At 71.2% G+C, this 19,834-nt stretch carries 14 protein-coding genes and 3 pseudogenes; 8 read left to right on the top strand and 9 right to left on the bottom strand.

The genetic code is table 11. The features are described from left to right. Positions 1-70: 70 nt before the first annotated feature. The 3 genes and pseudogenes from OH809_RS23325 to OH809_RS23335 form a co-directional block, all read right to left on the bottom strand. Positions 71-265: a hypothetical protein gene (locus OH809_RS23325; protein WP_406420566.1), complete on the bottom strand. Its 195-nt coding sequence runs from the start codon at positions 263-265 to the stop codon at positions 71-73. Positions 266-622: 357 nt separating this feature from the next. Next, a complete protein-coding gene (locus OH809_RS23330; RefSeq protein ID WP_406420565.1) occupies positions 623-3,361 on the bottom strand; it encodes an ATP-binding protein in 2,739 nt (912 codons plus the stop codon). A gap of 538 nt (positions 3,362-3,899) precedes the next feature. Beyond that, positions 3,900-3,974 (bottom strand): annotated as a pseudogene (locus OH809_RS23335) (DM13 domain-containing protein); the annotation flags it as partial. Positions 3,975-4,318: 344 nt separating this feature from the next. Between OH809_RS23335 and OH809_RS23340 the strand changes: the two are divergent. Together OH809_RS23340 and OH809_RS23345 are read left to right on the top strand one after the other, a co-directional pair. After that, positions 4,319-4,663, top strand: coding sequence for a hypothetical protein (locus OH809_RS23340; protein ID WP_406425030.1), 345 nt, complete (start codon positions 4,319-4,321; stop codon positions 4,661-4,663). Then, a pseudogene (locus tag OH809_RS23345) lies at positions 4,633-4,854 on the top strand (TrmO family methyltransferase); the annotation flags it as partial. The gene OH809_RS23340 and the pseudogene OH809_RS23345, both read left to right, overlap by 31 nt. Positions 4,855-4,959: 105 nt before the next feature. Here OH809_RS23345 and OH809_RS23350 read toward each other — a convergent pair. Next, positions 4,960-5,373 carry a DUF2326 domain-containing protein gene (locus OH809_RS23350; RefSeq protein WP_406515498.1) on the bottom strand — a complete coding sequence of 138 codons (414 nt, stop codon included), beginning with the start codon at positions 5,371-5,373 and terminating at the stop codon, positions 4,960-4,962. Here OH809_RS23350 and OH809_RS23355 point away from each other — a divergent pair. Continuing rightward, positions 5,306-6,757 (top strand): ATP-binding protein, encoded by a 1,452-nt coding sequence (locus OH809_RS23355; RefSeq protein ID WP_406420563.1) that lies wholly within the window; start codon positions 5,306-5,308, stop codon positions 6,755-6,757. The two genes, OH809_RS23350 and OH809_RS23355, sit on opposite strands and share 68 nt — an antisense overlap. 598 nt (positions 6,758-7,355) lie before the next feature. Beyond that, positions 7,356-9,935: a DUF6397 family protein gene (locus OH809_RS23360; RefSeq protein WP_406420562.1), complete on the top strand. Its 2,580-nt coding sequence runs from the start codon at positions 7,356-7,358 to the stop codon at positions 9,933-9,935. 93 nt (positions 9,936-10,028) lie between these two features. On the opposite strand, the gene OH809_RS23365 is transcribed toward OH809_RS23360, so the two are convergent. Beyond that, complete coding sequence (locus OH809_RS23365; RefSeq protein ID WP_406420561.1) at positions 10,029-10,190, bottom strand: hypothetical protein; 162 nt, start codon at positions 10,188-10,190, stop codon at positions 10,029-10,031. A 1,191-nt stretch (positions 10,191-11,381) separates the two neighbouring features. Here OH809_RS23365 and OH809_RS23370 point away from each other — a divergent pair. Then, a pseudogene (locus OH809_RS23370) lies at positions 11,382-11,753 on the top strand (ATP-binding cassette domain-containing protein); the annotation flags it as partial. Between the two features lie 239 nt (positions 11,754-11,992). On the opposite strand, the gene OH809_RS23375 reads toward OH809_RS23370, so the two are convergent. Next, positions 11,993-12,673, bottom strand: a complete 681-nt coding sequence (locus tag OH809_RS23375) for a phosphotransferase (RefSeq protein ID WP_406420560.1) — start codon at positions 12,671-12,673, stop codon at positions 11,993-11,995. Between the two features lie 171 nt (positions 12,674-12,844). On the opposite strand from OH809_RS23375, the gene OH809_RS23380 reads away from it, so the two are divergent. Together OH809_RS23380 and OH809_RS23385 are read left to right on the top strand one after the other, a co-directional pair. After that, positions 12,845-13,084 carry a hypothetical protein gene (locus OH809_RS23380; RefSeq protein ID WP_406420559.1) on the top strand — a complete coding sequence of 80 codons (240 nt, stop codon included), beginning with the start codon at positions 12,845-12,847 and terminating at the stop codon, positions 13,082-13,084. Between the two features lie 270 nt (positions 13,085-13,354). Beyond that, a complete protein-coding gene (locus tag OH809_RS23385) occupies positions 13,355-13,642 on the top strand; it encodes a hypothetical protein (protein WP_406420558.1) in 288 nt (95 codons plus the stop codon). Between the two features lie 6 nt (positions 13,643-13,648). On the opposite strand, the gene OH809_RS23390 is transcribed toward OH809_RS23385, so the two are convergent. The 3 genes from OH809_RS23390 to OH809_RS23400 all read right to left on the bottom strand — a co-directional run bounded on the left by OH809_RS23390 (position 13,649) and on the right by OH809_RS23400 (position 18,510). Further along, the gene (locus OH809_RS23390; protein ID WP_406420557.1) at positions 13,649-15,343 is read right to left on the bottom strand and encodes a bifunctional 3'-5' exonuclease/DNA polymerase; all 1,695 of its coding nucleotides are present in this window, start codon (positions 15,341-15,343) and stop codon (positions 13,649-13,651) included. 237 nt (positions 15,344-15,580) lie between these two features. Further along, the gene (locus OH809_RS23395) at positions 15,581-17,734 is read right to left on the bottom strand and encodes an FtsX-like permease family protein (RefSeq protein WP_406420556.1); all 2,154 of its coding nucleotides are present in this window, start codon (positions 17,732-17,734) and stop codon (positions 15,581-15,583) included. Further along, complete coding sequence (locus OH809_RS23400; RefSeq protein WP_406420555.1) at positions 17,728-18,510, bottom strand: ABC transporter ATP-binding protein; 783 nt, start codon at positions 18,508-18,510, stop codon at positions 17,728-17,730. The genes OH809_RS23395 and OH809_RS23400 overlap by 7 nt, the downstream gene beginning before the upstream one ends. A 106-nt stretch (positions 18,511-18,616) precedes the next feature. Here OH809_RS23400 and OH809_RS23405 point away from each other — a divergent pair, with 106 nt between their 5' ends. Beyond that, on the top strand, positions 18,617-19,783 hold the full coding sequence (locus OH809_RS23405) for a DUF2786 domain-containing protein (protein WP_406420554.1): 1,167 nt from the start codon (positions 18,617-18,619) through the stop codon (positions 19,781-19,783). Positions 19,784-19,834: the final 51 nt, after the last annotated feature.

Genomic DNA, 19,834 nt, shown 5'->3' on the forward strand with positions numbered 1-19,834 from the left:
CAGCATCCATGGGCCCGGGAACAAATGTTCCGGGGCCCATGGATTTTACGCCTCGCGGCAAATGAGACCGTCAGAGGCCGGCGATGGCCGACGGGACGGGCACCAGGGAGGCGGTGGAACCGATGAGGCCCTCGACGCCGTCGACAGCGACACCGCCGGAGACGTCGATCGGGCCGGCGTAGACACCGCCTCCAGCGCTGATGCCACCGGAGATGTTGTCCAGGTCGTTGTCGGCGATCTCGCGGGTCTCGATGAAGTTACGCATGAATTGCGCTCCTCTTCAATGGCTTGGGGGTTTTTGAAAAGTGTCGTTCGAAAATAAACCGAACACATTTTCATAACTTCGGTTCGGGCAAGACGCTAGTACGCCGACGGGTCGACAGGCCACCTCGGCCCCAGTTTCTTTCGGTCAACATTTCGGTACCGCAAGACGCTGCTGTGCAGCATTACCCAGTGAACGATGACCACTTCTTCACATAATTTCAACGGCTGATTTTCAGCGGAACGTTCCGTCGCCGACGCCGATTGGGACATACCTGCGGTAAAGGCTTCCGGGCATCCGGCCGGCCGCGATCCGGTCAGCCTCGTGTGCACCTTGTGTGTGCACCATGTGCGGGATTGCTCATCGCGACCCGGTGCGGGCCGGCACATGGCCGTGCAGGGTGGCCGCAAGTTGGTCGCGTCCTTCGATACCGAGCTTTCGGTACGCGTTGGTGAGATGGACCTCGACGGTGCGCAGCCCGACCCGCAGGATGTCGGCCAGTTCCCGGTTGGTCCGGCCCTCGGCGGCAAGCATCGCGGTGCGCAGCTCGGCGGCGGTCAGTACGGCGACTCCCTCCGCGCCGGCGGACTTCGGCGCTCGGCCACCCGACGCGGACAGCTCGATACGCGAACGTCGCGCCAGATCCGCGCAGCCGCACTCCTCGGCGAGTTCGACCGCACCGCGCAGCGCCCGGCGAGCCGGAACCGAGCGCTTGGCCCGGCTCAGCGCCGTACCGTACTCGCTCAGGGAGCGTGCCAGGTCGAGCTTGGCGGCCGACCGTTCCAGAACGGAGACCGACTGCTCCAGCGTGGTCAGTCCCTGGGCGCCACCGGTCACCACGCCCTGCGTCCGCAGCGCGGCACCCAACGGGCCGGACGCCTCCCACCGGCGCGCCTGCTCCACCGCCTCCGCGGCCTGGCGGCGGGCGTCGGCCGTCTCACCGAGCGCCAGCAGAGCCGTCGCGGTCTCGGACCGCCACGGGGCGACCGCGGGATTCTCCACCTTCCAGGACGGAAGCCGATCGCCTACGCCGAGCAGATCCCGGAGCCCTTCGGCCGGCACTCCGGCGGCGACCCGCAGGCGGCCCCGGGCGAGCAGCAGGGCCGTGCCGGCCCAGGTCCGAGGCACATCGCCGCACAGTTCCGACCGTTCGAGCAGGCCCGCCGCCTCGTCGTGGTCGCTCAGGTCGACCAGGATCTCCACCAGCCGGGCCAGGAACTCCACCGCCGCGCCCCGCTGCCGGGGCGCCCCGCAGCCGATGAGCAGCTCCAGCGCGCTCCGGGCGTCCTCGGCCGCGGCCGGCATCCGGCCCAGCCGGTGGGCGACGACTCCGCGCAGCGACCGGGCCGCGGCCAGGGACGGCCGGTGGCCCCAGCGCAGCGCATGGCCCACCAGGGCGTCGCAGCGTTCGTGGGCTTCCTCGGTCCGCCCGGCCTGGGCCAGCACCAGCACAGCGCGCAGGGTGGGCCGCATCGCGTCGGGGTTGACCGGGAGCACCGCCAGCGCCTCCTTGGCCAGGGCCACGGCCCGGCTCCGGCAACGGCCGGCCCATGCGGTGCGCATGGCGAGCAGGCTCAGGTGGCGCCCTTCGTCCGCCCTGCCCTTCACCGGCGCGGGCAGGCGGGTCAGCAGCGCCGCCGCGGCTCCCGCGGTCGCCTCGCTGTCGAACTGCAGCTCCGCCGAGCACAGCGCCTGGTCGTCGGCGTCCAGCTGCTCAACGGCGGCTTGGTGGCGCCCGGCCACGGCGAGGTGCTCTGCCAGTTCCCGTACGACGCCGGCCTGCCGCTCCGAGACCGTGGTCAGCCGGCGGATCGCCGCGCCGAGGTCCACGTACCCCTCGGCCCGGCCCAGCTCCGTCAGGAGCCGCGTCCGGAGGGCGTCCGGCACGGGCTCGTGCAGAGCCCTGCCCAGGTAGGCGATGGCCGTGTCGGGATCGCCTCGGCCGATGGCGGCTGCGGCCGCGTCGAGCAGGCGGGCGACCACCCAGGGTTCGGCCAGCGGCGGGGTGGCGACGAGCTGTTCGGCCACCCGGCACTCGGGAGCTCCGGTGGCCCGCAGGGTCCGGACCGCCTTGGTGCGCAGCGTCTGCAGGTCGGCGAACGGCACCTGCTGGATCACCGTGTTGCGCAGCATCGGCTGTGCCAGGGCCACGGACTGATCCGACACGCGCAGCAGTCCGGCCCGGCTGAGCGCCGTTGTCACCTCCATGACCACCGGCGGCTCGACACCGCAGACTCCGGTGACGCGGGGCAGGTCCGCGTCGGCGCCCAGCACGGCGACGGCTCTGGCGACATCGAGGGCGTACGGCGATATCCGGCGCAGGCGGGCGTGCACCCCGGAAGCGAGCCTGGACACGGCGGTGTTGCCGGGCACTGCCGCCGAGTCGGCGGTGGGCGTGACCGCCTGGTCCCTCAACACCGAGGCCAGCTCGGTCACGTACAGCGGGTTGCCTCCCGCTTCCCGCATGACCGCGGCGACGAAGGACCGGTCCGGGGTGGCGGCGAGGGTGCGTTCGATCAGCGCTGAGGTGGCCGGGACGCTCAGCTCGGCCGGGCGGAGCTCGACCGCGCTGACGGCCAGCAGCTCGTCGAGGACGTCGGGATCGGCGCACGGCTCACCGGGGCAGATGGTCAGCAGCACCGCGATCCGTGCCTGATCGACGCGCTGCGGAAGGGTACTCAGCCAGCGCAGCGACTGCCGGTCCAGCCACTGCAGATCGTCCACCGCCACCAGCACCGGGGCCTGGGATGCCAGCTGCGACAGCGCCCGGTGCACAGCGCACAGCTCGGCCAGCGACGGCTCGTCGGCCGGCCCGGCGAACGGCAGCTCCGCGAACTCCGGCACCACGGGCGCGAACAATCGGCTCACCAGGCCGTAAGGCAGGGCCCGTTCGGGTGCACTGCCCCGGGCCGTCAGCACGGTGAACCCGCTGCGCCGGGCCCGGTGAACCGCGGCCTCGAGTACGGCCGTCTTGCCCGTCCCCGCACCGGCGTTGACCACCACCACGCGCCCGGCGTGCTCAGCCGCACCGGCCAGCATCGCCTCGATCTCGGCGATCTCCCTGTCGCGGCCGAACAGTTCCGACGGAGCCGTCTTCATGCGATACCCGTTCCCGCGGCCGGGTGTCATGACGCGGACGGATGACGAGCGGTCGTCAGCAGGAACGGCGGGCCAGTGCCCCCTCCCGGCAAGCTTTGCCCTGTCGCGCGCCGCCCAGCACGCACGCTCGCTTACGGGCAGACATTGCCGGTCACGGCACTAGGCCACGCGAGCCCCGGACCATGCCACCTGGTCGTCCACGCCGCCACCCCGGCCCCGATTGATTGAGGGACAAGCCTGGCGTGAAGGTTCCGGGCCGGGTCTTCGACACCTGTTGCCGGGTCGTGCCATCGCTCACACACCGCGTATCAGTGGACGGGTCAGGGGTCTGCGGGGACTGTGGGGCCCTTTGGGGCCTCTGGGGCCTCCGCCCGTGGGTAACACTAATGCTCATCGGACCGCATGCGGAGACGGGGGCGGGCAGGAGCCCCGACGGCCGGTCCGCCGTCCGGACTCCAGGTCGCCGTCGCGAATCAGTCGTTGATGCGAAGAAGGCGAGCGTGGGCCATTCTCGTCCGGAAGGGAAACTCTGCGCTGCTCAGACCCGGTTGAGCGCGGCGGCGCCGAAAGACACGTCGAAGCGGTCACACCAGATGCTCACCCTGCCGTACCGGTCGACAGACCGCGCAGGACCTGGCCGACGTGGCGGTGCCCGAGCTCGCCGGCTTCGGCGCCGTCGATCTGCTGGACCCGGTGATCAGGGGCAGGGAGACCGCCCCCGGCAGGATCGACGAGCGGACACCGTGGCGCTGCGGCCGGTAATCCGTACGGGAAGGCGACCGGAAGCGAGTTCACGTGAGGACCTCCTCGAGGGTCTTGGCAGTGGCGTCGTGTGTGTCGGCGAAGCAGCGGAGCCGGTCTGCGTTGCTGCCGGAAGATCCCAGATACCCAGCATCCCCTCATCCGGCAGCGGACCCCACCTCTCCGGGTCCGGCACACCGCCACGTCGTGTCCGCCATGCGCCTCATCGCCGGCCGCGACCCCTCCGATCCCGCCCTTATGGCCCTCGTCGGCGAGCTCGCCACCCACAGCCCCGAGTTCCGCACCTGGTGGGCAGGACACACGGTGACGATCCACACAGCCGGAACGAAAACGATCCGCCACCCCGTCGTCGGCGAACTCACCGTCGCTTACGAGACCCTGACCCTCGACTCGACCCCCGACGTCCGGATCGTCACCTACCTCACCGACGCCGGTACCGCCTCTGCTGACGCCCTCGACCTGCTCCGCAGCTGGGTCGCGACCACACACACATCCACCGAACGCGCCCCCGCAACCTCCGGCGCCCCGCCCGGATTGTGACGTCGTTCCCGCGGCTGCTCCAAGTGGACGGACGCGACCTCCACGTGACGGACCTCGACGCCGTCGACGGCACACCGATCATCGACTTCGTGGCCGTGTTCAAGGAGATACTCCCTCGCGGCCCTGTCACACAGCCCTCGTGGCCGACCGAGATGCTCCAGGACTACTGGAGGGATGCGCGCGAGCGCTGAGCCGGTGCCGATGGAGGGCGGCAGTTGTTCGAGCCGCTTGCCGTACGGAGGCGTTGCCCCAGGCCGGACAGGTTGGTCCTCATGAAGGGGCGGTCTCCAAGTCATCTACCGTTCGAACCGGAACCCGAAAAGCCCTCCGCCCTCGTAGGCATCGGTGAGCAACGGTTCAATGAGGTAAGGCGCCGGGTTGAAACCAAGGTTGCGGGCCTTGGCGAGGTCATCCTCATTGATTGTGACGATGTACTGCATGCCTTCCGCCGCCGTGACGTCCACCGCGATCTCGAGCGCCCGAGTCAGCTGACGGTCATCGACTCCATCGAAGATGTGACTGTCATGGACCAGGAAGTCGGGCGCACGCCCTTCTCGGTGGGCAATGACCGCCATGGTGAGGTCGAAACAGAAGATCGACATCTTGTTGATGCCCTGACTCACGTCGCTGCTGATCTTCGGCGTGATCTTCAGACTGCTCCGCCCGGCCGAGCTGACCCGGTTCGCCACCCTGCCCGGCCCGCGGGCCACGCTCGGCGTGGTCTCCGGCCGCCGCCGGCAGGGTAAGACCTTCCTGCTCGATGCGGTCACCCGTGCCAGTGGCGGCTTCATGTACACCGTCACGGAGACCACCGAAGCCGACGCCCTGCGACAGTTCGGCGAGGCACTGGCCCGCTATCGCGGCCAGCCCACCCCGTTCCGCTTCGCGCACTGGGACGAGGCCGTCACCGAACTCATGCGCATCGCCGACGCGGGCGGCCCCACCGTGGCGGTCATCGACGAGTTCCCTTTCCTCGCCAAGGCCTCCCCCTCCCTGCCCTCGATCATCCAGCGCACCCTGGACCCTGCCGCCCAGCACACCAACACTCCCGTACGTCTGCTGCTGTGCGGCTCCGCACTGTTCTTCATGGGCAAACTGCTGTCCGGAAACGCTCCGTTGCGCGGCCGAGCCGGCCTCGAACTCGTCGTCCCCACCCTGGACTTCCGCCTCGCGGCCGAGTTCTGGCAGATCGCCGACCTGCGCACCGCGCTGCTGACCAATGCCATCGTCGGTGGTACACCTGCATACCGCCGTGAATTCACCCAGGGCGACACCCCAGCCGGGCCGGACGACTTCGACGCCTGGGTCATCCGCGCCGTCCTCAACCCGGCGCGCCCGCTCTTCCGGGAAGCGCGCTACCTTCTCGCCGAAGAGCCCGAACTCCACGACACCGCGCTGTACCACTCGGTACTGGCCGCCATCGCCGCGGGCAACGCCGTCCGTGGCGGCATCGCCGACTACCTCGGGCGCAAGTCCACCGACCTCGCCCACCCGCTGAGCGTTCTCCAGGACGTCGGCATGATCACCCATGAAGCGGACGCCTTTCGCCGCAACCGCTCCGCCTACCGTATTGCCGAACCACTCGTCACCTTCTACCACGCGGTCATTCGCCCGGCCTGGGGTGACCTGGAACGGCCTGGGCGGGCGCCCGCCGTATGGCGCCGCGCCCAGTCCACCTTCCGCAGCAAAGTCGTCGGCCCGCACTTCGAGCAGGTCTGCCGGGAATGGGCTCGTTGGCACGCGGCGCCTGACACCCACGGCGGACACGTCACGCGGGTCGCCGGCGGCACCGTCAACGACCCCGCCGCCAAGGCCAGCCATGAAGTCGACGTCGCCGTCCACGGCGAGACCCACGAGGGCCGCCAGGCGCTGCTCGCCATCGGCGAAGCGAAGTGGAACGACGTGATGGGGGTCGGCCAACTGGAACGCCTCCGGCACATCCGCTCTCTCCTGACCACGCGCGGTGCGGCCACCGAGGCAACCCGGCTGCACTGCTTCAGCGGCACCGGCTTCACCGATGAACTGCATTACCTCGCGAAGGACGACCGCACGATCCAACTGATCGACCTGCCCCGCCTCTACCACGGAGAATGACTGCCGTTCGGCAACTCGGGGGAGGCGGTTCGCCTCTATCGGCGAACCGCCGGGCCTCTCTGTGGTCGTCGTTTTCCCTGCAGGCGCATGGGCCGAAGGGTCCAGGTCTTCATTCCTGCGGCATGGCTCCGGCGAACGTCGGGTGGGCAGCGGCGCAGGAGTGCCGGTCAGCGCCGGAAGTCGCCCTTGGGTCCTCCGGAGCCCGCGGATAGCCGAAAGGGTGGGAACGGGCCACGGCTCGTTGAGCCGGTTGCGGTGGGTCGGCTGGACGGGCACTGGAGCGGCTGGAATGGGCAGGCAGCAGCCGGGTCTTGCGGACCGGACCTCGATCACCGGTCGCGGCGGCCCCGGGCTGGGGTGAGCCGGGCGTCGGGCTCGGCCCGGGACAGCGGATCCTGGCAACGGGCGGATGGGCCGCAGCTGGATGTGATGTCAGGAGAGGTGGAATATCGCTGGTTCCCCTTCCGGATCACCTGTGGGCCGGAAGGCCGCGATGACTGCGGCGCTGTATCAGCTCACCTCCGGTGACGGCTCGATCACCGATTGTCAGACCCTCGTGTCACAGTGTGAAGCATGGTGACCACGGGGGAGGAACAGCATGGCCAGTACGACGGCAAAGCACCTCACGCTCGAAGCGGCGCGTAGGGAACTCGGCCTGTGGAAAGACGAGTTCGGTCTGGGGATCGAGCACGGCGTGATCCGTACGTGCTGGAGCGGGGACGAGCTGTGCATCAGAGCAGGCGAGGTGGCCCGGTGGTGCGCGAGCCCCGGTGAACTTGCCGAGCTCACCCGCCTGGTGCACGCGGCAGAGGCCGCTGGGCTCGCGGGAATCAGCAGGCACCGCTTCGACCAGTTGGCGCGTGCCGGGGTCATCCGCCCGGTCCGGTCGTACACCAACCGCTATCACGCCGAGGTCTGGCAGTACTCGGCCGCCGACGCCCGCCAGTTGCCCGAGCGCTGTCCCGAACTGCTCGGTACGCGGCTGCCCGGCCCCTTCCTGGTCGAACTGGCGTCCGGCGCCGACCGCCGGGCCGAGGGCTACCGCTCGCGGCTCCGTGCCCAGGCGTTGCTCATGCTGCATGACCCCTGGACGAGAGCTGCCGCTTGGTCGCACTGGCTGCATTTCGCGCAGCCGTCCATCGACCACACGGAGATCAGCCAGGCCGAGGTGGTCCATCTCGCCAGGCGTGCGGTGGAGGAGAGGCTGAGGGATGCGCTGGGCTCGCACACGAATCCTGTCACCCCCGAGGAGCAGGCAGAAGCCGCCCGGGAGTTTGCGACCGCGCTACGCAGGGCCAGGCGCAGCCGCCCGGCGCCCGAGCTCGTCGCCTCCTCCGACGCGGCGGCACGCCTGGGCTGCACCGTGGAGCGGATCCCGGACGATTACCGTGACCGCGGCGTCCCCGTAGATCTACTCGAGCAGAGCGTGGCCGACGGCCTGGCTACGGTGCCCACCCCCGCGCGGGTCGCGGAAGCGCGTACACGGCAGGTCGTCCAGCGTCGGAAGGACGAGCGGCACGCGGCCCGGGAGGCCGAACGGGCCGCGAATCGGCTGCGCGAGCAGCGCGAGCGCGCAGCCGCCGCGCGTGCCCGCGCCCATATCCCGGAACGGACAGCCGTCCCCAGAGTGACCCTCCACCTGGGCCCCACCAACTCCGGCAAGACGCATGACGCCATTGCTCTGCTGGCCGCCCACGCCGAGGCCGGCCGGACCGGCGTGTACGCGGCGCCACTACGCATGCTTGCCTTTGAGATCTACGAACGGCTGCGCACCCGGCTCGGTGCGGAGCGGGTTGGTCTGCGCACGGGTGAGGAGCATCTCAATCCGGACGCGCCGGTGCTGTGCTGCACAGCTGAGGCGGCGCCCACCGTCAGCGATTTCCTGGTTGTCGACGAAGCGCACTGGCTGGCCGACGAAGGCCGCGGCCACGCCTGGACCGGCCTGCTGCTGGGCGGATCCCAAACCGACGTGCACGTCTGTGCCGCACCGGAAGCCGAAGACCTGCTGCGCAAGCTCTTCGCCCTGGGCACGGACATCACCGTGGTCCGCCACACCCGGCACGGCACACTGAGCCGGACGAAGGAGTTCCGGGCTGCGACCCTCCCGACGGCAAGCGCGGTGGTGGCCTTCTCCCGCAAAGCCGTTCTTGCTCTGCACCGCGAACTACTCGGGGCGGGCCGATCGGCGACAGTTCTCTACGGCGCGATGCCGCCCGTGGCCCGCCGCGAGCAGATCCGGCGTCTGTCCGAGGGCGAGGTCGACGTGATCGTCACCACGGATGTGATCGGTCACGGCGTCAACCTTCCGCTGCGTGCTGTGGCGTTCGCGGAAACGAGCAAGTACGACGGCAGATCCCGCCGGGAGTTGCTGGTCTGGGAGGCCGCCCAGATTGCTGGCCGGGCCGGCCGACGGGGCCATGAGGCGGGGGAGGGGCTCGTGGGCGCCTACCGCAGCCGACTGCCCGGCCTCACCGTCACGGCCCGGCTTCTGGACCACGCCGTTCAGGCAGCCAATGGAGCGCGGTCCGGTGGCCTCTGCGTCACGACGGCCCGGCTGCGCCCCACCTGGGCCGACCTCGGACATCCGGAGCCCGGAGAGATCCCGCACGCTCTGGCCGGCTGGACCGCTGCGGCCCGTACGGCTACCCAAGAGCGCTCATGGCTGCGGCCGATGCCCGTGGACGAGGTCCACGCCAAGCTGCTGGCAACACGCCAAGCCGTCGGGGCACCGCCGGACGTCGACGGTTGCTGGCCACGCGACGGGCACACCGTCTGGCGCTTGATCACCCTGCCCATCGACGCGGACCGCCCGGCCTACCCGGCCATCTGCCGAGCGGTCCTGCGTGGCGTGGCCCTGCACCACCTGACCCGTCCGCTCACAGGCATCGAACGAATGACCTTGCCCCAAGCCGAGGAGTACGCCGCGACCATGCGGGACCTGCGCATCGCCGTCCTGGCCTTCGGCCGTGAATGCGGTGGCTTGAGCACCGAGGAAGTGGCTGCCTGCGAGCAGGCGGCCGCCGAACGGATCAACCAACTGGTCGCCGCCTCCCGGCCACTGGCCACGCATGGCAGCTGCGCCTCCTGCGGCGAACCCTGCGCTCCCTGGTACACACACTGCGATGCCTGCCACTCCGCCCGCTTCTCCCGCCATGACACCGGGTGGCTCGACTGGTGAGAGCGGTACGGCTCTGGCCACTCCCGTTTCTTCCGCACTCGCGAGCGCGATCAACGGGTCGGTCTCCGTCGGCTCGCAGGGCCACCAGCCGCTCTACTCCTGCGCGTACGGGTACCGGCGGCCGTCCGGCCCCAGACCCAGCTGGAGGCTGGCGGCGCCGAGGGTGAGCCAGTTGCGCCACACCTTCGGCGGCACCGGGTTCCTGGTCACGTCGGCGAGAGCGTCGGCGAGGACAGATCGGGGAATGGCCGGCACGGCAGGCTGCGGAGGGAATGCCACCGTGACGACAGCGGGACCACGGACTTACCCGCCCCCGCGCGGGCGAGCAGTTCGTCGTCACGACTTGACCGCCCGCATGCTGCTGACGGCAGGCGATCGTGGCCGCTGCCCCCGTACTGACCTTCCGGGGGAGCGCAAGGGGAGCGCGGACGCCTTTGGACGGTGAAACACGAGGCGCGAACAGATGGACCGCGGCATGCGCTCTGATCTGGGAAAACGGGATTTGGCGTGATCGCACGGCATAGCCCGGCACGATCCCCAGCGGCCTCGTAATGCGTAGGTCTCGGGTTCGAATCCCGAAGGCGGCTCTGTGGAAGCCCCAGAACTCACTCGCCGTGATCTGGGGCGTTTGCTTTTTTCGGGGTGCGTCGGCGCGTGCGGTGGCCGGTCCGCTCATCTGCGGTGAATTTTTTCCGCTTCTTCTCTTGACTACGGGCAAATAAGGAGGAAGCTAACTAATACACCAGGCAACCGGTGAGAGCCGCACCGCCGATGGAGACGTCCATCGACCCGAGTGACACCCACCTCGGCCACTGGCTAGGCTCCCGGCAGAGCAACGTATCGACATCGGAGTCGTCGGCGACGACTGACGGTGACGGGTCGATATGGGGCACCGGGAGCCACCGTATGTGCGGCCCCGGTCTGTATGAGCCGACGAAACGCCGCGTGACGCCCCGAACTGGCTGGTCAGCTGATCTCCGGCAGCGCGTCCGTGGCCCTTGTTCGAATCCCGGAGACGGCTCGGGGAAACCCCAGGACTCACTCACCGTGACCTGGGGTTGTTCCTTGTCCGGACGAGGGGGGCAGTTGTGCGCGGCGCCCGCCACCCTCTCGTACCGCGACCTGTCGTGGATCCCCAATGATCCGTACGGCTCCTTCATGGCCGGCGGTATCCACGGGCGGCGCCTCTTCGTCCCGCCGGGGCTCGACCGCGTCGTGCGTTTCGGCTGCCAGGCCATGTCGCCTTCGGTGCGTCGGGCGCCGCTGCGCCAGACACGTTCCTCAAGATCGGTACCCGTCTCGGGGGCCGGGGCTGAGGCGTCCGTGGGCGCGGGCGCATGCGGAGCCGGCCGCGGGGTCCGGCCCGGCGGCGTTTGACAGCCACGAGCGGCCAAGACCGTAATTCCACTAGGTGACTAGTTGAGTCTGGGGGAGGGTGTGCCCGACATGACCACTCCGGACACCGCCGGGAGCCCATGGGCCCTTGAGGCGCAAGGGCTGGGGAAAAAGTACCGGCGCGGATGGGCACTTCAGGACTGTTCGTTCAGGCTGCCCGCCGGGCGGATCTGTGGACTGGTGGGGCCCAACGGGGCAGGAAGGAGCACCCTGTTGGGCATCGCGACCCGACTGGTGGAGGGCACGGTCGGCGAACTGCGCATGTTCGGGGTGTCGGTGGACTCGCCCGGCGTCATGCCGCGATACGCCTTCCTCGGCCAGGAGAAGGCGTTGTTCAAGCGCTTCACCGTCGCCGAGACGCTCAGGATGGGGCAGGAGCTCAACCCGCGCTGGGACCAGGCAGCGGCCGAGCGGATCGTGCGGGGAGATCTTGCTCGCCTGTCTCCGAGGACGTCCGCAGCCTGATCACTGCGGTCTTCGAGGAGACATTCGCGCGACCGCTGTAGGACGAGAAGGGCCTGCTGCTGACCGAATGGCCTTCGGTGATGGGCTTCGGCAACTTCGCGCGCAGGGTAAGCGACACCACCCTGCCCCACGGGCACCGGGTGATGTCGCTGCTTTCGTGCGTGCAGCTGATCACCGACCGGTCGCCGGATCGGTCCTCATCCTGCCCATTCGCTGATCAGGTCCGCCGCTTCGTCGATGAACTCCCGTTCGTCCTGCGTCAGGTTCGGGTCCGCCGCGCGGCGATAGACCGCCTGGGCCAGCTGGGCGCCCGGGATGCCGCCCCGGTCGGCGAGGCGGGGGAGCAGAGCGGTGAGCAGGGAGCGGGCGCCCGTTGCCTGCGGGGAGGTGCGGTCGACCGCCACCTGGGCCAGGATCAGTGACGACATGGCCCGGTCCAGGGCGGGAGGCCCCTCAGCGGCGGTCCGCCAGTCGATCACCACCGGGCCGTCGGGCGTCAGCATCACGTTGTCCGGGTGCAGGTCCAGGTGGAGGATCCGGTCCTCGGGATCCGGGGAGAGCCTGGCCGGGATCGTGTGCAGGTCGGTGAGGAGACCGGCGAGGATCGCGGCTCCCTCGTCCCCGGTGAGTGCGCCGGAGAGCAGGGACTCCCGCATGGTCGGGCCGGTCAGGCGTTGCAGCACGAGGTCGGAGGGGGTGGCGGCGGCCGGGCTCGGGCCGAGGCGGGGGACCGGGTAGCCGAAGGCCGAGAGGTAGGACATTACGGCCAACTCCGGTCTGGCGTCACTGCTGTCGCGGTAGCGGCGCAGGACCCATGCCTCGTCCATCGCGTACACATCGGCAGATCGTCCCGTGCCCAGCAGGTGGCCTATTCGCATGAGGGGAACCTACTGCCGTGGGCGGATGCCGGGGAGATCACCAGCGCATATGGACGTCCTGCGCCCAGCCGAGGAGCTGCTCGACGACGATGTCCTGGCCCCGGGCGTCCCTGATCCGGCCGTTGTAGTGGCCGAAGCACTGGTCGGTGCGGTCGGCGAGTGGAGAGATCCGTGCTTCATAGACGTGTACGGGCCGCCTGTACTGCCACCGTGGCCACCGCCGCGCTCGCGCCGGCCGGGCTGACGACCGGCACCGTCTCCGCCGATCCCGCCCCCCGTCTCCCGGCCGTCGCCACCACCGACGCCCGCGGACTGCGCCGCATCACCGGGGCCGGAGCCGGGCCCGGGTGGTCGGTTCCGCCGTGGGCGAGGCCTTTCTCGCCGTCGCCGGATCCGGGCACGACGTGGTGACGGTGCGTCGGGCGAGCGAGAAGCCGCGGACGTTCACCGATCTGCGGGTCGGTGACGCGTACTGCATGACACGCAGCAGTCGCGCACCACCGCTGCGCGGGCGCCCCGGATGCCTCCGCACCCAGGGTGCGGGCCGCGCCCCGGTCCGGGCCGGAACGGAAACGTTCCTGGTCCGGGCCGCTTTCCCCGTTCGGCCGGCAACCTGTGCGGAGGGCTCGCGGAGTAGCCTGGAGAAGTCTCGGCCTGCGCGCGCGAAGGGGGCCGTCTCTCATGGACACCTTGATCACCGCGGCGGTCGTCCTGGCGATGATCGCGCTGACGGCGTACGTCATCCATCTGCTCAATTCCCGGCATCGGCACCGGCATCTGCGGGCCGTGCATTACGATCACGGGCTGGCCGGGTTCGGCGGGCCGGGTGCGGGTACCGGGCGCGTCGTTCCGCCCGCGGAGACGGTGCAGCCGACACAGCCCACGCAGCCGACACAGCCCACGCAGCCGACGCAGCCCTTGCGGAAGGGCGAGCCCGGGACGGAGGCGGCCGAGCGCCCCGACGGGTGAGCTCTGCTACTTGGCGTCGGAGTAGCGTTCCACGATCGCCGTCGTAAAAGGGAAGCGCACCGGCGTCCTGCCGAAGGCGGTCCGCCCCGCCAGGTCACCGGCGGCCCGGATCGCCTTCACGACTGCCTCGGCCTCCTCTTCGGGGCAGTGCACCATCACCTCGTCGTGCTGGAAGAAGACCAGTTCGGCCCGGAGACCGGCGGCGGCCAGGGACCGACGCAGTGCGGCCAGGAACAGCAGCGCCCAGTCGGCGGCGCTGCCCTGCACCACGAAGTTACGGGTGAAGCGGCCACGCGCCCGGGCGTTCGACGAGGCGTAGCCCGGCGTGAACTCGCCCTCCCCGGACGGCTGCTCGTCGCTCTCCTGCGGGATACCGGCCTCGTCGTAGTCCCCGCTCCCGGCCGCCGGCGGACTGGTCCGGCCCAGCCAGGTCCGTACGAGACGGCCCTCCTCGCCCGCCTTCGCCGCGTCGTCGACATATGCCACGGCAAGCGGGAAGCGTCGTCGCAGCGCCGCGAGGTTCTTCAGGCCGTCGCCCGAGGTCTGGCCGTAGATCGCTCCCAGCAGCGCCAGCTTGGCGTGGTCGCGGTCGCCGTGGAAGGCGCGGTCCGACAGCGCCGTGTAGAGGTCGCCGTCATGGCCCGCGACCTCCATCAGGCCGGGGTCGCGGGAGATCGCGGCCAGAACCCTCGGCTCCATCTGGTCGGCGTCGGCGACGACCAGCCGCCAGCCCTCGTCGGCGACGACCGCCTGCCGTATCACTTTCGGGATCTGCAGCGCCCCGCCGCCGTTGGTGGTCCAGCGGCCGCTGACGGTGCCGCCCGGCTGGTACTCGGGGCGGAACCTGCCGTCCCGCACCCAGTCCTGGAGCCAGCTCCAGCCGTGCGCCGTCCAGATCCGGTACAGCTTCTTGTACTCGATCAGCGGCTCCACGGCCGGATGGTCCAGTTCCTGCAGCTCCCAGCGGCGAGTCGACTTCACCTTGATCCCGGCCTGTGCGAACGCCCTGACCACATCGGCGGGAAGGTCCGGGCGGACCCGACGGCCGAACGCCGTGGACACCTCTTCGGCCAGCTCGGCCAGTCGGCGGGGTTCGCCGCCGCCGGCGTACCGCTCGCCCAGCAGGTCGTGCAGGAGCTCCCGGTGCACGTCGGCCCGCCAGGGCAGGCCGGCCCGGTTCATCTCGGCGGCGACCAGCATGCCGGCCGACTCGGCGGCCGTCAGCAGACGCATGCGGCCGGGGTGGGCGGTGGCGTCGTGGCGGCGGAGCTGCTCCGCGTACACCTGGAGGAGCGCCTCGAAAGGGATGTCCGTGCCGGACTGCGGCTCGAAGAGGGAGGACTGCGAGCCGGGCTCCGCGGCGCGGGAGGGGGGATCGGGGGGTACGGGGGCGTTACGGAGGCGGGCGTGGGCGGCCGCGGCGGAGCGGGGTTCGCCGAGCCGGCCCTCGTGTGCGAGGAGGAGGGATTCGGCTGCCTCGATGTCGTAGCAGCGGTCGATCCGTACGCCCGCGGCGAACAGGCGGGGGTAGATCTCGGCGGTCGACCGCCAGACCCAGCGGATGACGTCCGGGCGGGAACGGACCGCCTCCACGAGGTCGGGTTCGGTCAGGACCGGGGCGGCGGGGAGGCCGCCGGCAGTCAGGGGGGTGAGGCGGGCGCCGCCGGTCTCTGTGGTGGCCAGAGCCCAGCGTTCGGTCATGTGTGTGAGTCTGGCAGGTGGGACTGACAGTGGGGTGGGGTCGCATGGAGGGCGTGGGTTCCGATGGCCGGGTTCGTTCACAGCCGTGAGTACCGACGCCGGACCGTCCGAGCCGAGGGCAGGTACCCAGGAGCCGTGCACGAGGGAAGCAATCGTTTTCGAGGAGTTCGGTGGGCCCGGGGTTCTGCGCCTCGTGCAGGTCGATGAGGGGCACGCGCGCCCGGGTCAGATGGGCAGTCACAGCCCGCGCTGCCCCGAGCTCCGGTGCCGTACGGCCCGCGGGAGCATCGCCGCCGCAACCGCCACCACCGCGCACGCCCCGGCCGCACCCCCCACCACCGGCCACTCCACCGACACCGTCACCGGTGCGGACAGCGCGGCGAGTGCGGCGCCGAGTCCTGCCAGGTTCACCGCGGTCACGGCCATGCCGAGCGCCGCCCCCAGCGCCACCGCGAGCAGCGTCTCCCCGGCGACGATCGCGAGGACCCGCGTGCGGGTCGCCCCGGCCAGCCGCAGTGCGCCCAGCTCCGCGGACCGTACGGATCCCGCCATCAGCAGCGTGTTGGCGAGCGCGATCGCCGTGTAGACGAGGGCGATGCCCAGCACCACCAGCAGACCGAGCCGCGTCTGCGGGCTCGTGCGCGGATGCGTGGCGGCCAGCCACTGCTGCGTCGACCGGACCGTGCCGCCGGTGCCGTGCAGTGCGGCGGCGACCGCCGCCCTGTCCGCGCCGGGGGCGAGGCGTACGTCGATGCGGTCCACCGGAGCCGTCGGTGCGTTCGCCGCCGTCACGTATGCGCCGTTGTTCCCCGTGCCGATGGCCAGCACCGCCGCGATCCGCAGCGACACCGGGCGGCCGTCGCCGAGCCATACCCGTACCGTCGCGCCCACCGTGTGCTGCTCCCACTCCTCGTTCACGACGATCGAACGGTCGTCGAGGTCACGGACGTCGCCCGCCACCACCGGCAGCCGCTCGACGGCCGCGAGCGTCTTCGCGTCGTCGACGGCCCGCGCCTCCGTCTCGATGAGCGCGGTGCCCTCCTCCCGCACGAAGACCGCGGTCGACGCGGACGCGGACAGCGTCGCCCCGGGGACCGGCCGTACCTCGAGGTCCGCGCCCGTCACGACCAGATCGGCCCGGGTGTGCTCGCGCGCCTCGACGCCCTTCGCCCGCGCCACCGTCATCGCGGAACCCGGCAACGAGCCGGCCAGTGCCACTGCGATCAGTACGGGAGCGGCCACGGCGGCCGTACGGCGCAAGGACGCCGCCGCATTGGCCCGTACGAGCATTCCGGTCGCCCCGGGAAGCCGGAGCAGCCGGGTCAACGGGCGTACGAGCAGCGGCGCGAGCAGGGCGACGCCGGTGATCAGCACCATCGGCTGTGTCATGTACGTCTTCCGCTTCAGCAGCCCGGACGGGTCCGTGACCAGCGACTTCGTCATCAGGAACACGGCGCCCACGAGCAGTGCGAAGCCCAGCAGCCGACGCACGGGCGGCAGCACGCCCGTATCGACGTCGGCCTCGCGCAGCGCCTCGGCCGGACCCGTTCTGCCAGCCCGTCGCGACGCCGCCCAGACGCCGGTCAGCGCTACGGCCAGACCGGTCCAGAACGCCGCGTGGAGCGGCCAGGCCGAGGGGCGGATGGCGAACCAGGAGGGCGCCATCTCGCCGTCGACCAGCAGCCGGGCGAGGTGCGGTGCGCACCGGTCGCCCAGTGCGCATCCGGCCGCCGAGGCGAGGGTACCGACCACGGCCGCCTCCACCAGCAGCATTCGCTGCAGCTGGCCGGGGGTGGCGCCCGCCGTGCGCAGCAGACCGAACTCCCGTCGGCGCAGCGCCACCGCGAAGGCGAACGTCGACGCGACGACGAAGACCGAGACGAACGCGGTGACGGAGCCCGCCGTGCCGAGCAGCGCGTTCACGGCCGGCAGCGCCTCGGCGTCCCGCTCGGTCACCGGGTCGGCGCGGCGGCGTTCGTCGCCGGTGAGGACCTCCGCGCGGTCGCCCACGACGCGGCGGACCTCGGCGACGGGAGCGTCCACGCCCACGGCGTCCGGGCCGCCGCCGACGTCCTGTCCGTCGCGGGCCACCGGGCCGAGCGCCGTCAGGTCGCGCAGAAGTTTGATATCCACAGGGTGTGGATGAGCGAGTCTCCTGGTGACATGAGCGGTGGACGGTCCGCGCCGCACCCGCACGGTCAGCGTGTCGATGCCCCTCACCACCACCGGCGACGCGGCGAATCGCTGCGGCTTCCGGTCAGGGGCGTCGAAGGTCGAGGCGAGTCCCAGCCCCATGGTCGCGATCAGCCCCACGCCGAGCGCGAGCGCGACGAAGGTGCCGATGAGAGTGGTCCAGCGGGTCCGCAGCGCGGCCAGGGCGACGGTCAGCACGAGGCCGCCTCCGCGCAATCCCTGACCGCAGCGTCCGTACGGGCCGCGCTCGCGCGCGCTGCGGTCATCCAGGCCGCGATCCGTTCCACGGAGAGTCCGGTCAGGTCGTCCGCGATGTGCCCGTCGACCAGGAAGACCACCCGGTCCGCGTACGACGCCGCCACCGGATCATGCGTGACGATCACGATCGTCTGTCCCTCCCGGTCCACCAGTTCCCGCAGCATCACCAGCACGTCCTGGCTCGTCGCGGTGTCCAGTGCGCCGGTCGGTTCGTCCCCGAAGAGCACCGCGGGCCGGGTGATCAGGGCCCGCGCCAGTGCCACCCGTTGCTGCTGGCCGCCGGAGAGTTCGGTGGGCCGGTGGTCCGCCCGGTCGGCGAGTCCGACCCGGGCGAGCGAGGCGCGCACCCTCGTACGGGACGGGCGGCGGCCCGCGAGCCGCAGGGGCAGCGCCACGTTCTGGGCGGCGGTCAGCGAGGGGACCAGGTTGAACGACTGGAAGACGAAACCGATCCGGTCCCGGCGCAGCAGTGTCAGCCGGCGCTCGCTGAGCCCGGTCAGCGCCGTCCCGCCGACCTCGACCGTGCCGGACGTAGGCCGGTCGAGCCCGGCCGCGCAGTGCAGGAGCGTCGACTTGCCGGAGCCGGAGGGGCCCATGACGGCGGTGAAGGTGCCGGGGCGGACGGTGAGGTCGACGCCGCCGAGGGCGTCGAGGTTCCCGTACGAGCGTCGTACGGAGCGGAGCCGTACCGCGTCGGCGGCAGCAGTGGGGGTCATGTCTTCGATAGAACCGCGCGCGGAACCTCCGGACACGACCACCAGAACCCGTCTCCGGGGTGGGGCCAGGCCTACCCCGCCGCGCCGCCCTGCCTACCCTGACCTCATGGAACCGGTGATCGACCAGGCATTCGCGGCAGCCCTCTACTCGGACGGCGACGCCGGTCTCGACACCGGTGCCTCCCTCCTCGCCGCCGATCCGGCGGCCGACGCGGAACTGGTCCGGCGCGGAGAGGAGTTCGTCCGCCGGGCCTGGGAGCGTGGCTGGCAGCCCGCCGATGTCGTACGGATCGTCCGCCGCGAACTCGATGAGACCGGGGCCGGGCTCGCCGCCGCGCTGATCACCGCGGAGACCGGCCGGTACGAGCAGCTGCCGCCCCGCTGGCGGTCCCAGCTGGCCGAGCTGCCCGCGCCGCCGCCGCGGAACCGGCCCGACCGGTTCTTGTACGCCTCCGCCCTCCTCGGTCTCTACCGGCTGCTGCTCCGGCTCCCCTCGATCGAGCCGGTCGGCCCGCCGCCCGGCGCCCCCGGCCGCCGGCTCGATCTGCCGCCCGCGCACGACGAACCCCGCATGCTGACCCGGATCCGCGCGCTGCTCGCGAAGGCGGAGGCGACCGGGTTCCCGGAGGAAGCGGAGGCCCTCACCACCAAGGCGCAGGAGCTGATGGCCCGGCACTCCATCGACGAGGCCCTCCTCGCCGCCCGTACGCACAGCAAGGAGGCGCCGGGCGCCTGCCGGATCGGGGTCGATGCCCCGTACGAGACGGCGAAGGCGATCCTGCTCGACGCCGTCGCCTCCGCGAACCGCTGCCGTGCCGTGTGGAACAGCGAGCTCGGCTTCTCGACGGTCGTCGGCTTCGAGCCGGACCTGGAGGCCGTGGAGCTGCTGTACACCTCCCTGCTGGTCCAGGGCACGGCGGCGATGGCGAAGGCCGAGGCGGGCCAGCGGGCCGGCGGGCGCAATCGGACCAAGACGTTCCGTCAGTCCTTCCTGATGGCGTACGTCCAGCGGCTGGGCGCGCGCCTGGCGTCCGACACCGCCCGGGTGACCGCGGCCTCGGTCTCGGAGGGAGTCGCCGCCGACGGCGATCTGCTGCCGGTCCTGGCGGCGCGGGATGTGGCGGTCACGGACGCCGCGGACCGGATGTTCCCTCGGACGACCAGCACCCGGGTGCGCGGAGTGACGGACGGCGAGGGCTGGGCGCACGGCACGGCCGCCGCCGACCGGGCCCGGATGGGCGAGCGGCGGCCGGGCATCGACGGTTCCCGGTAGCGGGGCGTACGCGAGCAGGTGGCGCCCCCCTTCGACCGAATGACCGGAAAG

Source organism: Streptomyces sp. NBC_00873 (assembly GCF_045207415.1).
Taxonomy (GTDB): Bacteria; Actinomycetota; Actinomycetes; order Streptomycetales; family Streptomycetaceae; genus Streptomyces.